Origin of the sequence: Jiangella aurantiaca (assembly GCF_004349105.1) — a bacterium.
Taxonomy (GTDB): Bacteria; Actinomycetota; Actinomycetes; order Jiangellales; family Jiangellaceae; genus Jiangella; species Jiangella aurantiaca.
Genome location: NZ_SMLB01000069.1, coordinates 1 through 23,589 on the forward strand (window position 1 = coordinate 1; position 23,589 = coordinate 23,589).

Below are 23,589 nucleotides of genomic sequence, written 5' to 3' on the forward strand. Positions count from 1 at the left end.
TTGATTTGGCCCCATCTGGAGGCTTGACAGGAGCGCTACCCGGTCTACCTCAGGGCGTCGTCGAGCGGCGCCGCGAGCTGGACACGAGCATCGCCGCCGATCGCGCATTGATGGACCGCATCGCCGACCTCCAGGCGGCGCACCTCCACCAGCTCGCCGCGCTCCCGACGGCCGCCCGCCAGGCCATCACCTAGGTCAGGCCCGCCGGATGCTCGAGAAGTACCGCGTCCAGCTCCTGGCCTAGCAGCTCGGCTCCGCGTAGACGGTCAGCGATGCCCGCATCCGCAAGATGCTGAGTCCGTAGCCGGCGCCCTACTCAGCGTCCTGTGCCTCGATCAGGTCGAGGTCACGGACGCAGAAGCCGTGGTGCTCGAAGGTCTCGTTGAGCACCGTGCCGAGGCACTGCCGCACCGAGCGGCCCCGGGCGTACGGCGGCCAGACATCGTCGTCGGGCACCGGCGCTCGCGCTGCGAGCTGCACAGCGGTGACCTCGTCGAGCCAGGCCTCGAGCTCGGCGGCCTGTGCGTCACGCACGCTCACGATCTCGTCGAGGGCCGGATCGAGCGAGAGGTCAAGCCCGTGTGCTCCACGGTAGGGCTCGACGGTCGTCCCGATGCCCATCGGCGTGAACAGCTCCGTCGAGCCCAGGCAGCAGCGGCGGAACCACGAGTCGTGGACGAAGACCAGGTGGCGCATCGTCTGCACCGCCGACCACTCGTCGTTCACGCTGCGGCGCTCGATGCCGGGCGTACGGCGGATTCGCTCGATCGTGGCGGCCCAGCCGGCATGGAGCTGACGCGATGCCTCGCGCAGATCGGCAGGGTCCTCGGAGCGGATCAGCACCCGCACCGGATGACGCCGGTCGAGCTCTGCCTCGACGTACTCGGTGACCTCGACACCGTTCACCACGAGGTTGGTGATGAGCCCGTCGATCACGGCATCCTGCATGACGACGCCGATCAGGCGTGCCCCGGTCAGATCGCACTCGCGAAATTCCGCACCGTGCAGATCCTCGTCGACATACCGCGTCATGCTCCGCATCCTAGGTCCGAGCACCGACAAGCCAGCCTCCCCAGCTTGATTTGGCCTCCACGCTCCACCGGCCGGCGATCCCGACGGGTCGCCGGCCGCCTGCGTTCGTGCGGGTCAGGGCCGGCCGACACCGGCTCACAGGTGACCCACAGCCGTCGCACAGGGCATACAGGACTTGCTCGCAGATCGTGGACGCATCCAGATCCGCATTGATGAAAGCGAGTGAGCCATGAAGGTCCGTAAGACACTGGTCGCCCTCGGCCTGGTCGCGATCGTCTCGGTCGCCGCCGCCTGCGGTGCCGACTCGACGGAGTCGACTGCAGCCGAGTCGTCGGCGACGGAGTCGGCGTCGAGCAGCGGCACCGAGACCGACACCACGACATCTTCCTCCGGCACGCAGCCCGCACCTGAAGACCTCTCGGAGGGCGGCTCTGGCGGCGCGCCGATAGGCGGCGAAGGAGGTGCGGCGGGCACGTCGGTCGACCCGAGCTCGGTGACTACAGAGGAGCAGCTGGTCGCGCTCATCCAGGAGGCCTATGGCGATGGAGGGCTCGGGCTGCACCGGGGTCACGAGCCGGTGCAGGACGTCCTGGACGAGGTGCTGACGATCAGCCACGACGAGTTGCACGTCCGGATGGAGGAGCAGGGCCAGAACCTCGCCAGCGTCGCAGAGGACCTCGGCATCGACCCTCAGACGCTCATCGGCGCCCTGGTGGAGTCGTGGAGCCCGGCGATCGACAGCCTGCTCGAGAACGGCACGATCACCGCTGACGAGGCCGATGCCTACCGGGCCGCGCTGGAGGAAGCCTTCACGTTCCGGGTGACCTGGGACGGTGAGGAGGCGACGCCCACCTTCACTGGGATCGGCGGGTGACCGTGGGCCTCGGCCGCCGCCTCTGCCGGGCGCTGGCAGCAGCAGCGGTGGTGATCACCGCGCTGCTGCTGGCGCCGGCGGCGGCACAAGCACACAGCCTCGACAGCAGCACCATCTCGGTGCATGTCACCGATGACGGCGTGGATGCGACGGTCACGGTCGCCCTGGAAGCAGTCGACGACGCGCTCGGCACGGACTATGCCGGTGAGCAGGAGGTATCGTCGTACTCGGGCGCGTTGATCGACTACCTGGCCGATCATCTGGAGGTCACGGCCGCTGACGGTACGGTCTGGGGGGAGTCGTTCGCGAACGCGGCCCGGGAGACCGTGGACGGCATCGACTCTTTCAGCGTCGTCGTCACGTTCGACACTGGGTCATCCGATACGTCTGAGTTCGTGATCGAGTACGACGCCATCATCGAGGCGATCCCCGCCCATGAGGCGGTCGTCGTGCTGACTGGCATCGACGGTGAAGTCAGCACGGCCGGAGTCATCACCGGCGCCGACCCGACCCTGGCGATCGGCACCCCTGCCGGCTCGGCAACCCCGGCCGGGCTGCTGGACATGGTCGAGTACGGGTTCCACCACGTCCTCGAGGGCGCGGATCACCTGTTGTTCCTGGCCACGCTGCTGCTGACCGCACCGGCCGTCGTCATTGCAGGCCGATGGACACGCCGCATCGCGGTCGTCCCGACACTCCATGACCTCACGGTGACGATCACCTCGTTCACTGCCGGCCACTCGATCACGCTGATCGCCGCCAGCTTGGGCTGGGTGGCTGCGCCGACGATGTTCGTCGAGGTGCTCGTGGCCGTCTCGGTGGGCGTCGCCGCGGTCCACGTGATTCGTCCCCTTGCGCGTCGTGGTGAAGCCCTCATCGCTGCCGGGTTCGGCCTGGTCCACGGCCTGGCCTTCGCCGGCATCCTCACCGGTCTCGGGCTCGAGGGATCGACGTCGGTCGCAGCCCTCCTCGCGTTCAATGTCGGCGTCGAACTCGCCCAGCTCGCCGCGGCGGCGCTGATCTTCCCGCCGTTGTACCTGCTGGCCTGCACCCGCTACTACCGCACCGCTCAGATCGCCGGCGCGTCGATCGCGCTGACTGCCGCCACCGGGTGGGTCCTCGAGCGTCTCGGCGTCCTTGCCAACCCCCTCGCCGGCCTCGAGTCCGCGGCCATCGCTCACCCGTGGCACGTAGTCATCGGGCTCACGGTCGTAGCGGTCGCGGGCTGGGCGCTCCACCGCCGTAGCGAGCAGTCCCGCCTCGCCGTCGTCGGCCGATGAGATGTTCGATACACAGTTGTGGCCCAGGTCTCCGGACCCGATGACTGCGAGCTGACCGAATCCTGCGCCCCATTCCGCCTGAACGCTTCGCCGTCACGCGCCCAAAGTGGTGGCCCGGAGCGGACCGGTGGCGCTGCCGGCGAGCAACTCGGTGACGTCGTGCTCGTCATCGACGTGCTCCGGACGGCGGAGCCGTTCCGCCGTGACTCTCGACCGCGTGACAAGGAGGGCGGAGATGTGGACGTGGAGGTTCAATCGGGACGCGGCCGCACGGTCGTGCTTCCGCGGCGACGGTGGCCGTCGCGCTCCCCACCCTCCTGACCTTCCCGATCTGAGACGCCTGGAGCTGCCAAGCGCCCGAGGCTTGGCCAGCCGCATGGCGCCTACCCGGGGTGGCGAGCGGGATACCCTTCTGCGCATGGTGCAGCAGGGGGTTTCATCTTCGATGCCCGCTCATCAACCGCCAGTGCTCGCGGACGTGGCCGCGGAAGCCGGCGTCAGCGTGTCGACGGTGTCCCGCGTGCTCACCGGGCGCACTCCCGTGAGCGAGAAGCTTCGGGAGCGAGTCCTGGCTGCGGTGGAGCGGCTCGGTTATCGACCGAACGCCGCCGCACAGACCCTCGTGAGCGGTCGCCGGTCGACAGTCGCGGTCCTTGCTCGAAACACCCTCCGTTTCGGCTACGCCGCTACTCTTCAGGGGATCGAGGAAGCGGCGCGCAGCGCCGGAATGGTCGTCAACATCGCGGTCGTCGAGTCCGGCGATCCGGCCGAGATCCGGCGCACGATCGATCTCGTCCTGACACAGGCGCTCGCGGGCGCGATCGTCATCGAGTTCGACTCCGTCGGGATCAAGACGCTCGAGGCGCTGCCATCATCGGTACCCGTTGTCGCAGCAGCTGGAGCCCGCCATCGACGCACCGGTCGTCCCCATGCGTTCCTCGACGACGCTGAAGGCGGTCGCCTGGCCACGGAGTACCTGCTCGGTCTCGGACACGCAACAGTCCATCACATCGCGATCCCGACGACCCGCGCGCGAAGCGGCCGAACGGAGGGATGGCGCCAGGCCCTCCAGGCGGCCGGCGCACCCGTGCCCGAGCTCATCCAGGCGGACTACTCGCCAGCCTCCGGCTATCGGGCCGCGCAGCGATTGATCGCCCGCACGGACGTCACAGCGATTCTGTGCGGCAACGACGAACTCGCGATCGGGGCGGCGCGGGCGTTTCAGGAGCGAGGTGTCCGCATCCCCGGCGATGTCAGCCTGGTGGGCTTCGACGACCAGCCATTCGCCGAGATGTGGATGCCCGCGCTGACGACGGTCGCTCAGGACTTCGCCGACCTGGGCCGTCGGACGTTCGCTCTCCTCGAGCAGTGGCTACGCTCGGGCAGGCGTCCCCCGGACTCCGCGGTCCTGCCCCATCTCGTCGTCCGAGACAGCGCAGCGCCTCCGCGCGCCTGATCCGCTCAGCTCAACCGCGCGCACCCTTGACCAACGTTTGCAGGCGGTCTAGGTTCTGACCAACGTTTGCAGGCTCTCAGCGTGGTGAGCAGGAGGCAGGGTTCCGAGTGAGCACGACTCTTCCCGATGAGGACACTCGAGGCTCGCGTGACGACGGCGCATGGCCGGAACGCGTGCAGCTCTCGGCTAAAGGCGTTGCGCTGATCCTCGCACTGCCCGCCGACTCACTGCCGATCGTCATTCATTGGGGAGCGGACCCCGGCCAGCTGGGCGACGGAGGGCTCGCATCGGTCGAGCGGGCGTCATTGGCGCCACTCGCCACGAACGGTGTCGACTCCAGGGTATCCGTCTCGATCGTGCCTGAGGGAGCCCGCGGCTGGACTGGAACGCCGGGAGTCGTCGGCCATCGCGATGACGGCAGCGGATGGTCGCCCCGCTTTCAGGTCACATCCGTCACCTGGGACAGCCGCCCCGGGCGAGGCGGCTACGTCGAGGTCGCCGGATCCGACCCGATCGCCGGACTCGCGCTCCGCGTGTACATCGAGCTCGCCCCTGCCGGTCTCGTCCGGACACGTGCCGAACTCACGAATGTGGGACCGGGCCGGTACACGCTCGATGCCGTTCAGCTCGCACTGCCAGTTCCGACGCGGGCGGCGGAGGTCATCGACATGGCTGGCCGGTGGGCCAAGGAGCGCGTCCCGCAGCGGCGTCCGTTCACGGTAGGTACGCACGCACGTGAGGGCCGGCACGGCCGGACGGGCGCGGACGCTCCTACACTGCTCCTGGCCGTTGAGAAGGGCATCGACTTCGACCGCGGAGACGCCTGGGGCATCCACGTCGCGTTCAGCGGCAACCATCGTCATAGCGCGGAACGCAGCTTCAGCGGCGAGCGCCTGCTCTTCGGCGGCGAGCTCCTGCTCCCGGGCGAGATCGTGCTCGACGAAGGCGGAACGTACCGCACGCCGTGGCTGTTCGGTTCTTACGGACATGGCCTCGATGAGGTCGCTGCGCGATTCCACCGCCATCTTCGGGCGCGACCGCATCACCCAAGGGGTCCACGGCCGGTCGTCATGAACCTGTGGGAGGCCGTCTACTTCGACCACGACCTCGCGCGCATCATCCCTCTCGTCGAGCTCGCCGCACATGCGGGTGTCGAGCGGTTCGTCCTCGACGACGGATGGTTCGGCTCGCGGCGAGACGACCGTAGCGGCCTCGGCGACTGGGTCGTGGCGGACTCCGTCTGGGGGGAAGGTCGATTCGACGAGCTGGTCGCGGCCGTGAAGTCCCGGGGGATGGAGTTCGGGCTGTGGTTCGAGCCCGAGATGGTGAACGTCGACTCCGACCTCGCACGTACGCACCCGGAGTGGGTGCTCCAGGTCCCCGGACGGCTCCCGGTCGAGGCACGTCACCAGCAGGTGCTCGATCTCACCTACCCTGAGGCTTTCGCGTACATACGCGACAGCATCGTTTCCCTCGTCCGGCGGCACGGGATCGACTACATCAAGTGGGACCACAACCGCGACCTCGTCGATGCGGGATCGACGCTCAGTGGGCGCGCGAACGTGCATGAGCAGACGCTCGCCGCCTACCGGCTCCTCGACGAGATCAGATCGGCGTGTCCCGGCCTCGAGATCGAATCGTGCTCTTCCGGCGGTGGCCGGGTTGATTTGGAGATCGTCGAGCATACCGACCGGGTCTGGGCCTCGGACTGCATCGATCCTCATGAGCGTCAGCAGATCCAGCGCTGGACCTTGCAGCTCCTGCCGTGGGAGCTGATCGGCAGTCACATCGGGGCGGAACGGGCACACACGACGCAGCGGAAGAGCGACCTCGGCTTTCGTGCAGCGACAGCGATCTTCGGCAGCCTGGGAATCGAATGGGATCTGAGCGAGGCAACTGACGAGGAGCTCGCCCAGGTGACCGACTGGGTGTCGTTCTACAAGTCGGTTCGACACCTGATCCACTCGGGCACGTCAATCCGACGTTCCCTCGAGGGCGGAGACCTCTGGCTGACGGGAGCGGTCTCACCGGATCGCGAACGCGCGCTCTACCAGGTGGTCTTGCGTCGGCGCCATGTCACGTGGCCGGTTGGTGCGGTGCGCCTTCCCGGACTCGATGCGCATCGGTCGTACATCGTGCGTGCAGCGGGACCTGGTTCCGAGGCGCCGTTCGACCCGCGTGTCCACCCTGAATGGTGGGGCAAAGGCGTCGAACTGAGCGGTGCCGCGCTCGGCGAAATCGGTATTCAGATCCCTGCGTTGGATCCGGATCATGCCGTCACGCTCTCCGTGGAGGCCACCTGATGGCGTCCGCATCTCGCATGACGCCGCGCATCCGCCGGCGCCCACGCTCCGACCTACGGGTCGCGCTCCTGTTCATCGCTCCGGCAGCCATGGGGTTCGTGGCCTTCTACTTCCTGCCGGCGATCCGCGGCCTGTGGTTCAGCTTCACCGATCAGAACCTTATCGGCTCGGGCGACTTCATCGGCACCGCCAACTACGAGCGCATGTTCGACGACCCGCTCTTCTGGAACGCACTCTGGGTCACGATTCAGTACGTCGTCATCAACATCGGCGTCCAGACGGTGCTCGCCCTCGCCCTGGCGGTGCTTCTTCACCGCCTCACGAGGTCGATCGTGATCCGGGGCATCGTGCTCTTGCCATACCTCGTGGCGAATGTCGTGGTCGCGCTGGTGTGGTTCTGGATGAGCGACTACTCGATCGGCATCATCAACGTGGTCCTCGAAGAGGTCGGCCTCGACCGCGTGGCGTTCTTCGGTGACCCGGCCATGGCCATCCCGACCGTCGCCCTCATCAACGTCTGGCGCTTCCTCGGATACACCGCGCTGCTGCTCTTTGCCGGACTCCAGATGATCCCCCCGCAGTACTACGAGGCGGCGGCGCTCGACGGCGCGTCGGAGTGGCGCATGTTCTGGACCATCACTCTGCCGCTCCTGCGGCCGGTTCTCGCGCTGGTCCTCGTGATCAGCGTGGTGGGGAGCTTCCAGATCTTCGACACCGTCGCGGTGACCACGGAAGGCGGTCCCGTCAACGCCACGCGGGTCATCTACTACTACATCTACCAGCAGGCATTCGAACGGTTCGATCTGGGCTATGCGAGCGCGATCGCCGTCTTCCTCGTGGTCATGCTCGCCTCGATCGCCTACCTCCAGCTCAAGATCATGCGCTCCGATCGTTCGGACCTGGCGTAAGGAATCAGGATGAGCACCACCCACCTCGTAGCTGCTGCGCCGGCGGAGTCTCGCAACAGGCGAGCGCGCGTGCGAGCAGCGCGCAAGAGAATCCGGCCCGGCTGGGGACGCATTCTCGCGTGGGCGGTGCTCATCGCCGTGATGATCGTGACACTCTTCCCGTTCTACTGGATGCTGCGCACGGCGCTGTCCAACAACAACGCGCTCTACGCCGATCCCGGCAGTCTCCTCCCCGTCGATCCGACCTTGGGCGGTTTTCGTCGTGTCTTCGGTCTGGCCAGCGCCGAGGAAGCGGCGGCCGAAGGTGGGACGACCGGATCGATCGACTTCTGGCTGTATCTGCGCAACTCGGTGATCGTCGCCACGGCGATCACAACGGGCCAGGTCCTGTTCTCTTCCATGGCCGCCTACGCCTTCGCGCGGCTGCACTGGAAGGGCCGGGACGCCGTCTTCTTCCTCTTCATCACCGCATTGATGATCCCGCCGATCTTCGTTCAGCTCCCGAACTTCATCCTCATACGTGATCTCGGCCTGTTGAACACGCTGGCAGGCGTCATTCTTCCGTTCTTCTTCATGACGCCCTTCGCTGTCTTCTTCATGCGCCAGTTCTTGCTCGGCATTCCGCGAGAGATCGAGGAAGCCGCGATGATCGACGGCGCGGGGCACGGACGCATATTCTTCAGGGTTCTCCTGCCGATGTCGTCGACCCCGCTCGTGACCCTCTCACTACTGGCCTACATCACAGCTTGGGGTGAGTACTTCTGGCCTCTGCTGGTCGGACGCGCCGACGAAGCGCGCGTGCTGACCGTCGCGCTCGGCGTCTTCCGTGCGCAGACGCCGCAGACCGGGCCGGACTGGGCCGGCCTCATGGCCGGTGCGCTCGTTGCGGCGCTCCCGGTCCTCATCCTCTTCATCGTCTTCGGGCGGAGATTCGTGGAGAACATCGGCTACTCCGGCATCAAGTGATTTGGGGCGTGCCGAACTCGAACCATCGACTCGCATTCAACCCACACGGGAAAGGAACGAACTGCAATGTCGCGCTCCCATCCTCTCCTCGCACGTATCGGTGGCGGCCTCGTGCTGGTGCCGGTTTCCGCCCTCGTCCTGGTTTCGTGTTCGGACGGAACCGACCCGGCCGAGCCCGCGGCCGAAGGCGCCGAGATCACCTACTGGCTCTGGGATTCGAACCAGCAGCCGGCATACCAGCAGTGCGCCGACCAGTTCGAATCCGAGACAGGGATCTCAGTCACGATCGAGCAGTACGGCTGGGCGGACTACTGGCAAGGCCTCACCACCGGGTTCGCTTCCGGTACCGCGCCCGACGTATTCGCAGACCATCTCTCCTACTATCCGCAGTTCGTCTCGCAAGGCCAGTTGCTCGACATCTCCGATCGCGTCGAAGAGGACGGTCTCGACCTCTCCATCTACCAGGACGGCCTCGCCGACCTCTGGGTCGACCAGGATGGCGGCCGCTACGGTCTTCCGAAGGACTTCGACACCGTTGCGCTCTTCTACAACGAACAGATGGTCGCCGACGCCGGCTACACCGCGGACCAGTTGGCTGAGCTCACCTGGAGCCCTGATGGCTCGGGCAGCTTTGACGAGCTCATCGCGGCGCTGACGGTGGACGCCAACGGGGTCCGAGGGAACGAGGAGGGCTTCGACCCGTCCAACGTCGCCGTGTATGGCCTCGCGCTCAGCGGGAACGGGCTCAACGCCTCCGGCCAGCAGACGTGGGCGCCGTACGCGCTGAGCAACGACTGGTACTTCGGAGATACGACCCCGTGGACGACGACCTGGAACTTCGACAGCCCTGAGTTCGTGGAAACCATCGAGTGGTACAAGAGCCTCCAGGACCGAGGCTTCATGCCGTCCGTCGACATCGCGCTGTCCGAGCTCGATCCGCTCAACGGATACCTTGCCGGGCGTTATGCGCTCGTCACTGACGGCAGCTGGATGAACACGTCGTACCTCGGGCAAACCGACGTTCCGACCCGTGTCGCACCGACGCCCATCGGGCCGAGTGGCGAGCGGGCCAGCGTCTTCAACGGCCTCTCGGACGGCATCTGGGCGGGCACCGATCAGCCGGACGCTGCATGGGAGTGGGTCAAGTACCTCGGATCCGCGGCGTGCCAGGACGTGGTGGCCGAGAGCGCGGTCGTCTTTCCAGCGGTGATGACCTCCACCGAGATCGCCACTCAGGCATTCGCTGACAAGGGCTGGGACGTGACTGGATTCACGATCCAGGTCGATGAGGGCACGACCGCCCTCCTGCCCATCGCCGACCACTGGTCCGAGGTCAACGACACCGTCTCGGCCGCGGTCGAGTCGTACCTCCAGGGCACCGCCGACGCCTCCGCCTTCACCCAGGCGAACGAACAGGTGAACGCGCTGTTCCAGTGAGCTGGTAGCACGCGAACCCGCCGGACTTCTTCCGTCCGGCGGGGAAGAGATCCACATCAACATCCACAACGACTACGCCCAGTGGCGCTCCAACGGGAACCTCACTAGCGGCGCGGTCAAGCAACCCCTCGCACCATCCCTCCGAACCATCGACGACGACGGAGAGAGCGGGCCAGCGCAATGCGGTAGCCCGCTCGGAAATGAGGAAGGCCATGCGAAAGTGGATCGCACCGATCGCCGCGCTGAGCGTCGTGGCCGGCGCGCTGGCGGCGAGCACGCTGCCGACTCCGCCCGCACGAGCGGACGAGGCGCAACGCCTCGTCGTGGACCTGGACGAGCGCACTGGGCCGTTCCTGGGTGCCGGCAGCGGCACGCTGTACGGGCTCAGCGACGAGGGCGTGCCCAGTGACAACACGATCGAGCCGCTGCGGCTGCACAGCATCTCGCAGAAGCCGCCGGCCGGCGCGCAGCACCCGAACGGTGACGCGCTGGTCGTGGCCGAGCCGTTCTTCCGCAACGGCGGCGAGTACATCCAGATCAACGTCCAGGACATGTATGAGTTCTGGACGTACGAGAACCCGGGCGGTGTGATCCCCTGCAACGAGGTGTGCTTCGCCAACTACATGACGAAGCTGGCCTGGGTGGTCGACCAGGTGAAGGCCAGCCCGTACGCCGACCGGTTCGTCTACGTGCCGTTCAACGAGCCCGACGGCATCTGGTACAACCTCAGCACCGGCAACGCCACGGCCTACCGGACCCGGATGGACGCCTTCCTTCAGCACTGGAAGCAGGCGGTCGAGTACGTCCGCGAGAACCATCCCGGCGCCCGGGTCGCCGGCATGAACGACGCCACCTTCCGGGAGCGCAACTACCGCGACTTCCTCACCTTCGCCCGTGACAACGACGTGCTGCCGGATCTCACCACGTGGCACCAGCTGCCGTCGAACAGCCTCGACCCGAACAGCGGCAACTACTTCCGCCGGACGTACGCGACCTACCGGGCGCTGGAGCGGGAGCTGGGCATCGACCCGATCCCGATCAACATCAACGAGTACGGCGGCAACCGCGACCTCACCGTGCCCGGCCAGCTGATCAAGTGGGTCGCGATGTTCGAGGAGGCCAAGGTCGCCGCCGGCGGCAAGGCCTACTGGACCGCGGCGGGCGGCCAGGCCGGCGACGTCGTGCAGACCAACCAGCCCGGTGCCGGCTGGTGGTTCTACAAGATGTACGCCGACCTGCACGGCGGCGACACCGTTGCCGTCACGCGTCCGGACACCACGACGGTCGACGCACTGGACGCCATCGCCGTCGTCGACGACCGGCGGCGCCAGGCCCGCGTGGTGACCGGAGGCACCGAGCAGGACGTCGACATCGTCGTCGAGAGCATCGATCCGGAACTGTTCGGCGACACCGTCCACGTCGAGGTGCGGGCCACGACGTGGAGCGGGCAGAACTCGGCCGCGCCGCCTCCGGAGGTGCTCTACCGCGCCGACGTGACGCCGTCGGACGGCACGGTGACGGTGCCGATCCGCGGCCTCGGTGTGCACGGCGACGGCGGCCCGAACGTCGACCGCATGGCCGCCTACGAGATCGTCCTGTCGCCGGGCGGCAGCGGCAGCCTGGAGCCGGTCGAGCGGCCGTGGCGGGCCACCTATGAGGCGGAGGCGGCGGCCATCACGGCCGGTTGTGTGACAACGCGGGGAACCGTCCAGAATTGGAACGCGGCCGCCGCGTCGGGCAACCGCGACGTCGGATGCCTCAACCAGGCGACCAGCGCCGTGACGTTCACCGTCGACGTCCCCGCCGCCGGCGACTACCGGCTCGGCATCATGTACGGCAACCAGACCGGGCAGCCGTCGCAGCAGGTCCTCACCGTCAACGGCGGCGCGCCGCGGTTCGTCGAGTACGAGGCGACGATGAACTGGACCTGGCGCACCCGCGCCGACGTCGTCGTCTCGCTGGAGGCGGGGAGCAACCAGATCCGGCTGGCCGGGTCGCACCCGGCGCTGGGCCGGGCGATCGGCGAGGCGACGCTGGACCGCATCGACCTGGAACAGCTCGCCGCGGATGCCGGCCCGGTCACCCGGACCTACGAGGCCGAGCTGGCGCAGACCGGCGGCTCCGCCGGCCACGCGTACGACCAGCCGGAGCAGTCCGGCGCCGGCCACCTGGCGCTGCGCCGCGGCGCGGAGGCGCTGTTCACCGTCTACGCCGAGAAGGACGGCTACTACGACCTGGAGTTCCGGCACAGCAGCCCCGGAGTCCCGGGAGCGGCGGTGGCCAGCATCGGGCTGGACCGGCGGCCGGTCGACGGCGGCGTGCTGCGCGCCGCGCCCGGTGCGGCGTTCTGGGACACCGACACCCATCGGCTGTACCTGGCCGCCGGCGTCAACCGCGTGACCGTGACGCCGTCCGGGCCGACACCGGTGCGGCTCGACGCGGTCACCGTGACGCCCGCCGTCGACGGTCCGCAGCCGGTGACGGAGATCGAGGCGGAGGACGCCGAGCTGGCCGGGACCGCCGTCATCGCGACCCACCGGGCCGCTTCCGGCGGGTCGTTCGTCGGCAGTGTCGGCAACGGCCCGGCGAACTCGGTGACGGTGACCGTCGACGCCGCACAGGCCGGCGAGCACCTGCTGGTCGTGCACTACGCGAACGACGAGCGCGACACCGGCCACCCGTACAACGCCGACATCATCTCCCGCCCGATCGACATCGCCGTCAACGGCGGCGAGCCGAGCCGGCACTGGTTCAAGAACACGTGGTCGTGGGGCAACTGGTGGGCCCGCGGCGTCCCGGTGCGGCTCGAGGCCGGGCGCAACGAGATCACCCTGTCCAACGACCCCGCCAGAGGCGCGACCGCGAGCGAGTGCCCGCAACCGTGCCGGCCGGTGCTGGACAGCCCCTGGGCACCCGACCTCGACCGGTTCGAGATCGCGCCGATCCGGGTCGGCTGAGGGCAGAGGACCGGCCCGCCTACGGGCGGGCCGGTCACTCTTTGGCGTTACGCCGGCCCGCCCTGGTACCCGGAGTGGCTCTCTTCCAGGTCCTGACCGAGCGCGAAGAACGCAACAGCGTCGCGATCGCCTCCAACGAATCCTTCTCCGGATGGACTAAGACCTTCACCGACCTGCGCTTGTGCGCGGGCCATCGTCGACCGGCTCACACCACCCCCGGCCGGCCAAGCAGCGCACCTACTACGCCAAGACCCGCCGCTACCTGGCGCCGCTGGCCGCCGTGGACCCACGGCTGGCGACCCTGTTCGCCGACTGGGAGCGCACCTACCAGCACCTCGACTGGGACGCGGCAATGCCCGCAACCGACGACGCCTAGTTTGTTAGCCTGCACGACAGCACCTCATACAGCCTCAACCTGCAACAACAGTTACATAGGCACCCGCACCATGTGCCTGCAGGAGCCGTTGTTGAGTCCATTTCGCACCACGAACGGCACCATGCGGGAGCAGCCGACAGCCCCCAGCGTTACTACTGATGCCGGAGCTTCAGCGACGATCTCGAGCGTAGGACGTGCGTACCATCCGGGGCCGAGAGCGGATGTCGGTTGCGGGCCTCGGGTCAAGGAAGCCGTCCAGATCGTTGATGAGGCGGGAGGGGCTTGCGATCGGGGCCGCTTGACCGGAGGACCGATGTTCAGTTCGGCGTCGTCGAGATGTCTTGGCTGGGCCGTGGGCATCCACGTCGCTGGGCCTATCGTTTCTTACGTGACCCGTTCGCCGGCTCTGATACCGCCTGAGGTTGCCGAGCAGATCGGCTGCTACGTCTATCTGCTGCGAGATCCGCGCGACGGTCAGGTGTTCTACGTCGGGAAGGGCAAGGGCAGCAGAGTCCTCTCTCATGTACGCGAGGCAGGCGCCGACCCGGCCAGCGAGCGAGCCAAGCTGGCGAAAATCAACGCTATCCAAGCCGACGGGCGCGAAGTCGAGCATCTGTTCGTCAGAACGCATCTGGCCACCGAGGCGGAGGCATTCATCGTTGAACAAGCGGTCATCGACGCATACAAGGCCGCCGGGCTCGCGCTGACAAACCTGGTCGGTGGGCACTGGTCATCCACGCGAGGCCTGAGCAGCGTCCAAGCCGTTGTCGCCGAGCTCACCGCGGAGCCCGCGCCAGGATCGAGCGGACCGACCGTTGTGTTCATGATCAATCGCGTCTGGCGGCCAGACATGAACGACGAGGAGATCTACGAGCACACCCGTGGGCACTGGAAGGTCGGGGCTGATGTGCGCGCGAATGCGCGATACGCCTTCGGCGTTGCCCGCGGTCTTGTCCGAGGCGTCTACCGCATCTCGTCGTGGTTCCCCTCGCCTATCGAGGGCGACGTGGGCCGCTGGGGGTTCGTCGGGGAGCCGGCGCCAGAGATGGCCCACTACCTCGGCACATCGGTGCGGCGGTTCAACCTCGACGGCGCACAGAACCCCTACCGCAAGTTCATGTCAGGCATCCCGGCGCCCAACGCAGACGATTGACGAATCGGCCAGCCGGGTCACCCGTGAACGATTCCGGTCAGTCAGCGGCAGAGAGTTGCTTCGCCTCCGCAGGAGGCAGCGGCAGTGCGACCTTTCGGAGGACCGCGCTTCCGATGAGCTACACCTTCATCTGCTCCGCGTGGACACGGCGAGCGCACGGGCCGACCAGGACCGCTCGATCGCGGCATTCGAACGGGCGATCGGCGGTCTGGCTGGTCGGCCAGCCTGACGGACGCCGACGCCATGACCGCGGCGACGTGGATCCTCAGGGCATCGAACCCTGAACCCGCGGATTAAAAGGCCGCATGACGTCGCCGACTCCAGCTCTGACCAGCAACAATGGTTTCACCGACGCCTCCCGGATCTGGTGTCGCGGGCTGCCAGCTTCGTCGTCATCCCGCCGGTGGTCGTCGAGCGCACCTTCGCCTGGCTCACCGCGCGCCGTCGCCTGGCCCGGGACTACGAACGCGACCCCGCGATCTCCGAGGCCTTGATCCGCTGGGCCGCGATCAACTCCATCCCGCAGGATCGCCCGCGGAGGGCCGCCACCCGGCAGCAACGACGCACCTTCACCACCGCAAGTTGATCTTCTAAAACACGCTCTCAGTCCGGAATGCGAGGACTACCTGCGGACGCAGATCGCGCACCGATTAGGTTTTCGCGCCGTGCCCGTCTGTACGTGTGAGATCGACTCACGGGAGGCTGACGCCATGCGGAAACTGATCTTCGGCATGAATGTGACCGTGGACGGCTACATCGCCGCGCCCGGCGACGACCTCGGCTGGAGTGGGGGTGAGGGACCGGACTCGTCGCCGAGCGACGAGCTGTTCCAGTGGTGGTCCGACCGGGTGGCGGCGACCGGGCTAGCGCTGTACGGGCGCAAGCTGTGGGAGGCGATGAGCTCCCACTGGCCGACCGCCGACCAGCAGCCGGGTGCCGCACCGGCGGCGATCGAGTTCGCCGGCCGCTGGCGGGACATGCCGAAGGTGGTGTTCTCCTCCACGATCAGCACGGTCGGCTGGAACGCCCGCCTGGTCACCGGCGACGCAGTTGCCGAGATCACCAGGCTCAAGGCCGACGACGGCGGCCCCATGGACATCTGCGGCGCCACACTCGCCGCGGCGGCCATGCGGGCCGGGCTGATCGACGAATACCTCCTGGTCACCCACCCGGCCCTGGTGGGCGGTGGCACGCCGTTCTTCACAGCCCTGGACAACTGGGTGAACCTGACCCTGGTGGAGACCCGGACATTTCCCGGCGGCGTGGTGCTGACCCGATACGAGACCAGGCGATGAGCTCGGGCCAGACGATCGGCAGGTGAGGCCAGATTGAAATCCTTCCTGGCGTGCTCACCGTGGCCCTCGGCTCTGAGGGAACCTTCCCCCGGCCCCTTCCTTGCGTTCCGAGTGAGCTGTTGACCGACTCGCTGGAGATGAGGGCGACGGCGTCGTTGATCGTGACGATGTTCTTCGGGCATGAGGAAGCCCCGCCGGCAACGCCGGCGGGGCGGTGGTGTTCAGCTGGTCGGTGTGCTCATTCCGCAGTGACGTCGGTGACGGCGGCCCGTGCGCTGGACTCGTCGACGATGGGGACATGTGTGATCACAGTGTCGGCGGCAGGTCCAGCCATGGTTTGTCAGTGGCGTCGAATCCGGTGAGCTCGGCGATCTTCCCGTCGACGATGTGCAGGACCGCGATGGCGAATAGCCGGTACTCCGGGTCGTCGGGGGTGCGCAGGTACAGCACGGCGGCAGGCATGCGGTTGACAGTCGTGGCGATACAGCGCCAGTCGTCGTAGCCGGGCTGGAAGAGCCCACCGGAGACCCAGCCGTCCACCGCGTCCTTAGCCGTCATGATCAAGGTGCCCTGCTCGGGCAGCATCGCGAAGCGCAGGTCGTCGCGCAGTAGGGACATCAGCCCGTTGAGGTCGTTGCGCTCATGGGCGTCGATGTACGACTTCACCACGCCGCGCTCGTCATTCGACAGCTCGTGGGTGGCGGGGCTGCGCCAGTCGAGGCGGCGGTCGGGCAGTTGCTCGCGCATCGTCACGCGCGCCCGCTGCAGTGCGCTGGTCACCGATGCGACGGTCAGCTCGAGGGCGTCGGCGGCCAGCGACGCCGGCCAGCCGAGGACGTCGCGCAGGATGAACACCGCCCGCTGCCGCGGCGGCAGGTGCTGGACGGCGACGATGAACGCCAGCTCGATCGTCTCCCGCGCCACCACCGATTCCTGCGGGTCCTCAGGGAGCATCCGGTCGGGGTACGGCTGCAGGTACAGCACCTCGGAGCCGGAGTCCGGCAGCTCGGACGGTACGGGCGTGCGGTTATTGCGCTTCTCCAGGAAGTCGAGGCAGACGTTCGTCGCGATGCGGTACAGCCAGGTCCGCAGCGCAGCGTGGCCCTTGAACGACTCCCGCTTGTTCCACGCTCGCAGGAACGTCTCCTGCGTCATGTCCTGGGCGTCCTCGTAGTTCGCGAGCATCCGGTAGCAGTGCACCTGCAGCTCACGCCGGTGGCGCTCCGTGATGAGCGCGAACCGCGCCGTATCGCCTGAGCGGACCGCCGCGATGAACGTGGCCTCGTCGGCGCCCAGCGGTCTAGCGTCGGTCATGGTCATCAATCCTTCCACCGGTGCGAGAGGGCTACCAGAACTGACGACGTGGCGGAGGACTTCTGATCGGTGAAGCCCGCTGACACCGGGCCGTTCGTCAGGGCGGATGGGGCCCGGCCCACCGACCGTTGAGCGACACCCAAGATCAACAAGTGGAGCCAGAACTCGTTCCAACAACACGCGTCGACGCGCCCAGGGTGGGGCCAAAACTCACCCGAAAGTGGCGCCAGAACTCACCCGAGAAATCAGACGTCTCTACCCGACCTGGCCACGGCCCCTTGGAGCGCAATTTCGGTTGCCGTCGGCCCGGCCGGTGCTCCACGATCGATCCGTGTCGTCGTACTGAGCAGACCCAGCCCGCCGCCACTTGGTCGGCACCCCTGTCTTGGCCTGCCCAGCGACGAATGGACCATCGATGCCTTCTGCGCAGATCCGCCCCTACAAGGACGCCGACGCCCAGAGCTGGCTGCGGTGCCGGCTGCTGAGCTTCTTCCCCACCCAGTACTACGACGACGTCGTCACCCAGCGGCCCAGCCTCGACGAGCCGTCGATCCGGCTCGTGGGCATCGTCGGCGACGACGTCGTCGGGATCCTCGACGTCAGCATCAGCGACGACGCCGCCACGATCGAGACGGTGGCTGTCCTGCCCGAGCTCGCCCGCATGGGCACAGCCACGCGACTGCTGCACACCGCGCTCCCGGAGCTCCGCCGACACGACGTGCAGACTCTGGGTGCGTGGACCAGGGAAGACCCTGCGGCGAACGCCTGGTATCAAGCGAACGGTTTCGACGAACGATTCCGCTACCTGCACGTCTACAAGGACTGGGACGAGGACGACACCGCATTCGCGGCTCCCGACGGGCTCAGGCCCGTTCGAGTGTTCGCTCATGCGCCGATCGAGCGAGAAGCCCAGATGCGCGCCCGGTTCCGCCGGGTCTACGTGTGTCGGCAATACCTCCTTGATCTCAACAGCCTCAGGCCCTAGAACTCCAGACCACGCCACAGCGCAGGCCTACCGGATGACGGACACCCCGGGCCGCGTCGACGTTGGTGGTGGCCTCAGTGCTGGATCAGTCCGCCGACCGGAACGGGAGCGACGTGGCCGGTTGCCGGGGCGGTCTGCGCCAGGGCGAGGGCCGATATCGACCAGCGATGACCGGCGCAGGAAGGCGACGTCGGGGATCGGAGTCCACACTGATTCCGCGACGTCGCCGTTCGGCTCAGGCCGGAGTCGGCCTCCAGTGATACGGACCCGATAGAAGATGCCGACGTTCTGGTGGTCGGGCAGGCCGGGCAGCAGCCGGTCAGCGGCGGGAATCACCCTCGAGTCCACGCCCAGCAGGCGTTCGACCATCGCGTCGCAGCCGGTCTCCTCTGCGACCTCCCGGATCACCGCGTCGAACGGGTCCTCGGCGTGCTCGACCTTGCCGCCCGGCAGCGTCCTGTGGGATTCGCCCTTCGGCGGCACGTGACGGGCGAGCAGCACCCGGCCGTGCTCGATGCACACGGCATAGGCCGCCAGCCGACAACTCACTCCCGCACGTTATCCCCCACGTTCAAGATCCCGCGGATTGCCCGCGATCGGTGCGCTGGTCACCGCGCCCAGCGTCCAGGACGCTGACGGTGACCGGCCGTCGAGCGTGCCGCGCGTCCGCTGCCAGCTTCACACGGCCCAAGATCGACAAGGACCAATTCGCCCTCATCGAATACTCCTGCTCCGCCAACAGGAGCCGTTCGCGCAAGTGTGACTGTGCGCGGCGGGGGCCACCCACTGGGCATGAGGACGAACGGTCGAGGGCAGAAGCGGTGCTGGAACCGCGGCGCGTGGTATGAGCCGGAGACCGTCACGCAGCGGTGGTGCGGCAGACCGTGTCGCCGAGCCGCTGCTCGTCAACGGGACCGAGTGCGCCGGAAGGAGCGGCCGGCCGCGGCGCAGCTGGTCGACCGGTGGTGCGCGGGCTGCCCGACGTCGTTGGCTGGGCGCCGATCAGATGCGCTCTACTGTTCGGATCGGTGTCGGGCGCGGGCGTTCAGGGCCGCGCGGGCTGAGCGTGCGGGACAGCGTGAGGTCGCTGTTGTTGGTGGTCTGCGCGATGTGCCCGACCGTGTTCCCTGCGCGGCGATCTGATGCGCGGCATTGTTCTGATCGGTGCCGAAAGCGCGCGCAGCGTGCGCGAGCTGTTGGCGAGCGCGCGTGATCTCGATCAAGGAGCTGCACGCCGGCGACGGCTACCGCTATCTGCTCCGGGGGATCGTGGCCGACAGTGACCAGATGCCGGGTATCTCGGCGGTGACGGCGTACTACACCGAGGCCGGCAATCCACCGGGACGGTGGATGGGTTCCGGGCTCGCCGGCCTCGCGGAGGCATCGGCGTCGGCCGCGGCCGCCGCCACCAGCCCGCGACCGACCAGCGCGACGAGCGACGAGCGCCGAGCGACAACGGGTTGCCTCGGACGAACGCCGCGCCGACCGCCCGCAACGCCGCCGTCGCACACGGGTGAGCCGCAGGTCGCCTACCAGCCGCCAGGCAGTGTCCGGAGCGCCCAGCTGACCTGGGCCCGCCAGGCCCGCGACGACGCGGAGAGGGCGGACAGTGACGGCGCGCCGTGGATCTGGCCGCCGTAGGTCACCGACACGACCCGCACGCCGGCGTCGGCCAGGGCGTCGCCGTACGCCCGGCCCTCCCGCCAGAGTGGGTCGAACTCCGCGGTGAGGATGAGAGCAGCGGGCAGTCCCGCGAAATCCGCCGCCCGCACCGGCGACACGTACGGATCGGCCCGGTCCGCGCTGCCGACGTAGCCGTCCCATGCCTCGACCAGGGACGGTGCGGGACGAGAGTCGTCGCCGCTGCCCAGCGCGCTCAAGACGGAGACGTCGTACAGCTCCAGCGTCGCGTCGAGCGCCGGCACCTCTAGCACCTGCAGCGCGATGGCCGGGCCGCCGCGATCGCGGGCCAGGCGGCAGAGGGCGGCCGCGAGATTCGCCCCGGCCGAGACCCCGCCGACGGCGATCGCCCCGGGGTCCACGGGGAGACCGTCGACGCCGCCGGCCAGCCAGCCGAGCACCGCGTATGCCTCCTCCAGCGCCGCCGGGTACGGGCGCTCCGGCGCCAGTGCGTAGTCGACCTGGACGACGATCACGCCGGCGTCGAGCGCGGTGCGCCGGCACAGCTCGATCATGTCCGGCCCGTCGAATGTGCTCTGCCACCAGCCGCCGCCGAAAAGGTGGACGAACGCCGGGACGCTGTCACCGTCCGGCAGCGGCGGCCGGTACACCCGCACCCGCACGCCCCGCGACCCGTACGGGACAGTCGCATCCTCGACCCGAACCGCCGCGAGCCGCGGATCGGCCCCCACGAGCTCGGCCATCGCCGCGACATACGCCGCCTTCATCCGGCTTCGGCGCTCCGGGACGCTTAGGCCCGTGTCCGGCGGCAGGAATGAGGGGGCGGTCTGGAGCCAGTCTCGGATGACGGGATCGATCGGCATGTCACTCCTCAATGAATCGAAGCACTTCGATAGTGCGGATATTATCGGTGCCATGACCGGCAGGGAAGTGACGATCTACGACGTCGCACAGCGAGCCCAGGTGAGCATCTCCACGGTCTCGCTGGCGCTGAACCAACCTGGCCGGGTCAAGCAGCCCACGCTCGACCGCGTCTTGACCGCGGCCGATGAGCTCGGGTTCATCCCGAAGGTCCGGGCCGTCATGCAGGCCCGGCGCGGCCTGGGCCGGATCGCCGCGGTCGCACCGTTCAGCTCGTACCCGAGCTTCTCGCGGCGGCTGGCCGGGGTGATGGCCGAGCTGGGCGACAGCGGCACGCAGCTGCTGGTCAGCGACTGCGAGGACATCGCGGTCGCGGACTCTCCGGTGCTGGCCAGCATCCCGGTGCGGGGTCATGTCGACGGCCTGCTCAACCTCGGCGTGCCGATGGACGAGAAGATCGGCGAGCGGCTGAAGAACCGGCTGCCGACGATCCTGCTCGACGTTCGCTATCCCGGTCTGCCGACCATCGGTGTCGACTTCCGCGAGGGCGGGCGCCAGATCGGCCGGCATCTCCATGAGTTCGGCCACCGGAGCATCATCTTCGTCAAGGAGGTCGAGCGGTATCAGTTCGACTCCCCGCCGAACCTCACGCTGGCCGGCCTGCGCGACGTGCTCGGCATTGAGGCGGTGCACGAGGTCATCGTCGCGCGCGGGACGAACGCCGGGCGCGAGGGCGTGGCCGCCGTGCTCGGCGACGCCGACTTGGCCGGCTTGGTCACCGCGTTCGTCGGCTCGCGCGACCTCGTCGCGATCGGAGCGGCCACCGAGTTGCGCCGCCGCGGACTGGACGTCCCCGGCGACTTCTCCGTCGTCGGCGTCGACGACGACCCGGTCGCCGAGGCGCTCGGACTCACGACCCTGCGGCACCCGTACGAGGAGTCCGGCCGGCTGGCCGTCCGGGCGCTGCGGACGCTGCTGGAGGACCCGGCCGCGCCCGTCGGCGACCAGCGCCTCGGCCTCGAGCTGATCCCCCGCGAGACCACCGCGCCGGTCAGCCCTTGAGCCCGCCGGCGGTCAGCCCGCCGATGATCTTGCGCTGGAAGATCAGCACGATCACCAGCAGCGGGACGGTGACGACGACGCCGGCCGCCATGATCGGCCCGAACGGCTGCTCCAGCTCGCTGCCGCCGGTGAACCGGGCGATCGCGACGGTGACCGGCTGCGACGCCAGCGTGAGGCTGAACGTGTTGGCCAGGAGGAACTCGTTCCAGGCGATGACGAACACCAGGATCGCCGTTGTGAACACGCCCGGCGCGGCCAGCGGCAGCACCACCCGCCGGAACGCCGTCAGCGGCGTGCATCCGTCGACCTGCGCGGCCTGCTCCAGCTCCCACGGCAGCTGCCGGAAGTAGCCGTACAGCACCCAGATCGCGAACGGCAGCCCGAAGCTGACGTAGGGCAGCACCAGCGCCTGGTACGTGTCGATCCAGCCCCAGTCGGTGAACAGCTGGAACAGCGGCGGGACGATCGCGATGTGCGGGAACGTCGACGCGGCCAGGATCACGCCGAGGACCAGCCCGCGTCGCCGCAGCGGCAGCCGGGCCGCCGCGTACGCGGCCGACGTGCCGACCAGCAGCGCGACGACGGTGGTCGTCCCGGCGACGATGACGCTGTTGCGCAGCGCGTAGAGCAGGTTGTGCGCGCCCTGGAAGATCGTCTCGTAATTGTCCAGCGACGGCGCCGCCGGCAGCAGCGCGTTGCTGAGGATGGCCGACTGCCCCTTGAGGCTGGAGACGACCATCCAGTACAGCGGGAACAGGCACCAGAACGCCAGCACGGCGAACCCGGCCAGCCGGGCCAGCTGAACCCTCATCGCCGGCCCTCCCCCGTCTCGAACACCTTCACCCCGCACCCCCGGATGACCAGCAGCGCGACGCCGAACACGAGCATGAACGTCAGCGTCGAGAGCGCGGACCCGTAGCCGAACCGGACCTGGTCGATGGCCTCCTGGTAGGTGAACAGCGACAGCGTGGTGGTGCCGTTGGCGCCGTTGGTGAGGATGGCCGGGGTGTCGTAGAGCCGCATCAGATCGAGGATCCGGAACAGCATCGCCACCAAGATGGCCGGCGCCACCAGCGGCAGCGTGACGCTGGTGAAGCGGCGCAGCGCTCCGGCGCCGTCCATCTTGGCCGACTCGTACAGCTCCTTCGGGATCAGCTGCAGCCCGGCGAGCACCAGCAGCCCGACGAACGGCGCCGTCTTCCACACGTCGACCAGCACGATCGCCGCCCTCGCCGCCGTCGTCTCGCCGGTCCACAGAATCTGCCGGCCGAGCAGGTCGTTGACGATCCCGTTCGGGGTGAGCATCCACTGCCACAGAACCGCCGCGACCGCCGTCGGGATCGCCCACGGCACCAGGATCATCGCCCGCACCGGTCCTCGGAACGCCCCGAGATGGTGCATGACCAGCGCCATCGCGACCCCGATCACCAGTTCCAGGCCACCGGCGGTCACGGTGAACAGGGCGGTGTTCCAGGCGGCGGACCAGAACCGCTCCGCGTCGGCGCCCCACAGTGCCCGGGTGTAGTTGTCCAGCCCAAGGAACCGGGTCGCACCGGTGATGCTGTCGGAATACAGCGACAGGCGCAGGGCCCAGACGATCGGGTAGCCGACCATCAGGACGAGCAGGACGGTGGTGGGCAGCAGCAGCCGCCGGCCCAGCCGCCGCTCGGCCGTCTGCATCGTCACGGC

The 23,589-nt window shown here is 68.2% G+C and carries 18 protein-coding genes and 3 pseudogenes; 15 read left to right on the forward strand and 6 right to left on the reverse strand.

The features are described from left to right. Positions 1-194: hypothetical protein (locus E1262_RS30660; protein ID WP_203454596.1), on the forward strand; the 194-nt coding region annotated here is incomplete at its 5' end. Between the two features lie 118 nt (positions 195-312). Here E1262_RS30660 and E1262_RS28285 read toward each other — a convergent pair. Next, positions 313-1,032, reverse strand: coding sequence for a DinB family protein (locus E1262_RS28285; RefSeq protein ID WP_203454597.1), 720 nt, complete (start codon positions 1,030-1,032; stop codon positions 313-315). Between the two features lie 229 nt (positions 1,033-1,261). On the opposite strand from E1262_RS28285, the gene E1262_RS28290 reads away from it, so the two are divergent. The 12 genes and pseudogenes from E1262_RS28290 to E1262_RS28345 all read left to right on the forward strand — a co-directional run bounded on the left by E1262_RS28290 (position 1,262) and on the right by E1262_RS28345 (position 16,037). Beyond that, on the forward strand, positions 1,262-1,906 hold the full coding sequence (locus E1262_RS28290; RefSeq protein ID WP_132107691.1) for a hypothetical protein: 645 nt from the start codon (positions 1,262-1,264) through the stop codon (positions 1,904-1,906). Next, a complete protein-coding gene (locus tag E1262_RS28295) occupies positions 1,903-3,186 on the forward strand; it encodes a HupE/UreJ family protein (protein WP_132107692.1) in 1,284 nt (427 codons plus the stop codon). The genes E1262_RS28290 and E1262_RS28295 overlap by 4 nt, the downstream gene beginning before the upstream one ends. Positions 3,187-3,604: 418 nt before the next feature. After that, a complete protein-coding gene (locus tag E1262_RS28300) occupies positions 3,605-4,642 on the forward strand; it encodes a LacI family DNA-binding transcriptional regulator (protein WP_203454598.1) in 1,038 nt (345 codons plus the stop codon). 107 nt (positions 4,643-4,749) lie between these two features. Then, the gene (locus E1262_RS28305; protein ID WP_203454600.1) at positions 4,750-6,945 is read left to right on the forward strand and encodes an alpha-galactosidase; all 2,196 of its coding nucleotides are present in this window, start codon (positions 4,750-4,752) and stop codon (positions 6,943-6,945) included. Beyond that, the gene (locus E1262_RS28310; protein WP_203454602.1) at positions 6,945-7,853 is read left to right on the forward strand and encodes a carbohydrate ABC transporter permease; all 909 of its coding nucleotides are present in this window, start codon (positions 6,945-6,947) and stop codon (positions 7,851-7,853) included. The genes E1262_RS28305 and E1262_RS28310 overlap by 1 nt, the downstream gene beginning before the upstream one ends. A gap of 9 nt (positions 7,854-7,862) precedes the next feature. Continuing rightward, the gene (locus E1262_RS28315) at positions 7,863-8,819 is read left to right on the forward strand and encodes a carbohydrate ABC transporter permease (protein WP_132107693.1); all 957 of its coding nucleotides are present in this window, start codon (positions 7,863-7,865) and stop codon (positions 8,817-8,819) included. Positions 8,820-8,885: 66 nt separating this feature from the next. Further along, the gene (locus tag E1262_RS28320) at positions 8,886-10,256 is read left to right on the forward strand and encodes an ABC transporter substrate-binding protein (RefSeq protein WP_132107694.1); all 1,371 of its coding nucleotides are present in this window, start codon (positions 8,886-8,888) and stop codon (positions 10,254-10,256) included. 212 nt (positions 10,257-10,468) lie between these two features. Further along, positions 10,469-13,213, forward strand: a complete 2,745-nt coding sequence (locus E1262_RS28325) for a CBM35 domain-containing protein (protein WP_162606128.1) — start codon at positions 10,469-10,471, stop codon at positions 13,211-13,213. Positions 13,214-13,293: 80 nt separating this feature from the next. Then, positions 13,294-13,423: pseudogene (locus E1262_RS31130) on the forward strand (ATP-binding protein); the annotation flags it as partial. Between the two features lie 554 nt (positions 13,424-13,977). Continuing rightward, positions 13,978-14,742, forward strand: coding sequence for an LEM-3-like GIY-YIG domain-containing protein (locus E1262_RS28335; protein ID WP_132107697.1), 765 nt, complete (start codon positions 13,978-13,980; stop codon positions 14,740-14,742). 406 nt (positions 14,743-15,148) lie between these two features. Further along, a pseudogene (locus E1262_RS32255) lies at positions 15,149-15,253 on the forward strand (IS5 family transposase); the annotation flags it as partial. Between the two features lie 199 nt (positions 15,254-15,452). Further along, positions 15,453-16,037 (forward strand): dihydrofolate reductase family protein, encoded by a 585-nt coding sequence (locus tag E1262_RS28345; RefSeq protein WP_203454606.1) that lies wholly within the window; start codon positions 15,453-15,455, stop codon positions 16,035-16,037. Between the two features lie 306 nt (positions 16,038-16,343). Here E1262_RS28345 and E1262_RS28350 read toward each other — a convergent pair whose 3' ends face one another. Beyond that, entirely contained in the window at positions 16,344-17,351 is a 1,008-nt protein-coding gene (locus tag E1262_RS28350; RefSeq protein ID WP_132107700.1) for an RNA polymerase subunit sigma-70, read from the reverse strand. Between the two features lie 415 nt (positions 17,352-17,766). Between E1262_RS28350 and E1262_RS28355 the strand changes: the two genes are divergently transcribed. Continuing rightward, positions 17,767-18,336, forward strand: a complete 570-nt coding sequence (locus E1262_RS28355; protein ID WP_132107701.1) for a GNAT family N-acetyltransferase — start codon at positions 17,767-17,769, stop codon at positions 18,334-18,336. A gap of 74 nt (positions 18,337-18,410) precedes the next feature. Here E1262_RS28355 and E1262_RS28360 read toward each other — a convergent pair. Together E1262_RS28360 and E1262_RS28370 are read right to left on the reverse strand one after the other, a co-directional pair. Next, positions 18,411-18,885: pseudogene (locus E1262_RS28360) on the reverse strand (NUDIX hydrolase). Positions 18,886-19,865: 980 nt separating this feature from the next. After that, a complete protein-coding gene (locus E1262_RS28370) occupies positions 19,866-20,720 on the reverse strand; it encodes an alpha/beta hydrolase (protein WP_162606130.1) in 855 nt (284 codons plus the stop codon). 172 nt (positions 20,721-20,892) lie between these two features. On the opposite strand from E1262_RS28370, the gene E1262_RS28375 reads away from it, so the two are divergent. After that, positions 20,893-21,900 (forward strand): LacI family DNA-binding transcriptional regulator, encoded by a 1,008-nt coding sequence (locus E1262_RS28375; protein WP_162606131.1) that lies wholly within the window; start codon positions 20,893-20,895, stop codon positions 21,898-21,900. Here E1262_RS28375 and E1262_RS28380 read toward each other — a convergent pair. Further along, positions 21,890-22,711 carry a carbohydrate ABC transporter permease gene (locus tag E1262_RS28380; protein ID WP_132107704.1) on the reverse strand — a complete coding sequence of 274 codons (822 nt, stop codon included), beginning with the start codon at positions 22,709-22,711 and terminating at the stop codon, positions 21,890-21,892. The two genes, E1262_RS28375 and E1262_RS28380, sit on opposite strands and share 11 nt — an antisense overlap. Further along, positions 22,708-23,580, reverse strand: coding sequence for a carbohydrate ABC transporter permease (locus tag E1262_RS28385; RefSeq protein ID WP_238993086.1), 873 nt, complete (start codon positions 23,578-23,580; stop codon positions 22,708-22,710). Before E1262_RS28385 ends, E1262_RS28380 begins: the two co-directional genes overlap by 4 nt. Positions 23,581-23,589: the final 9 nt, after the last annotated feature.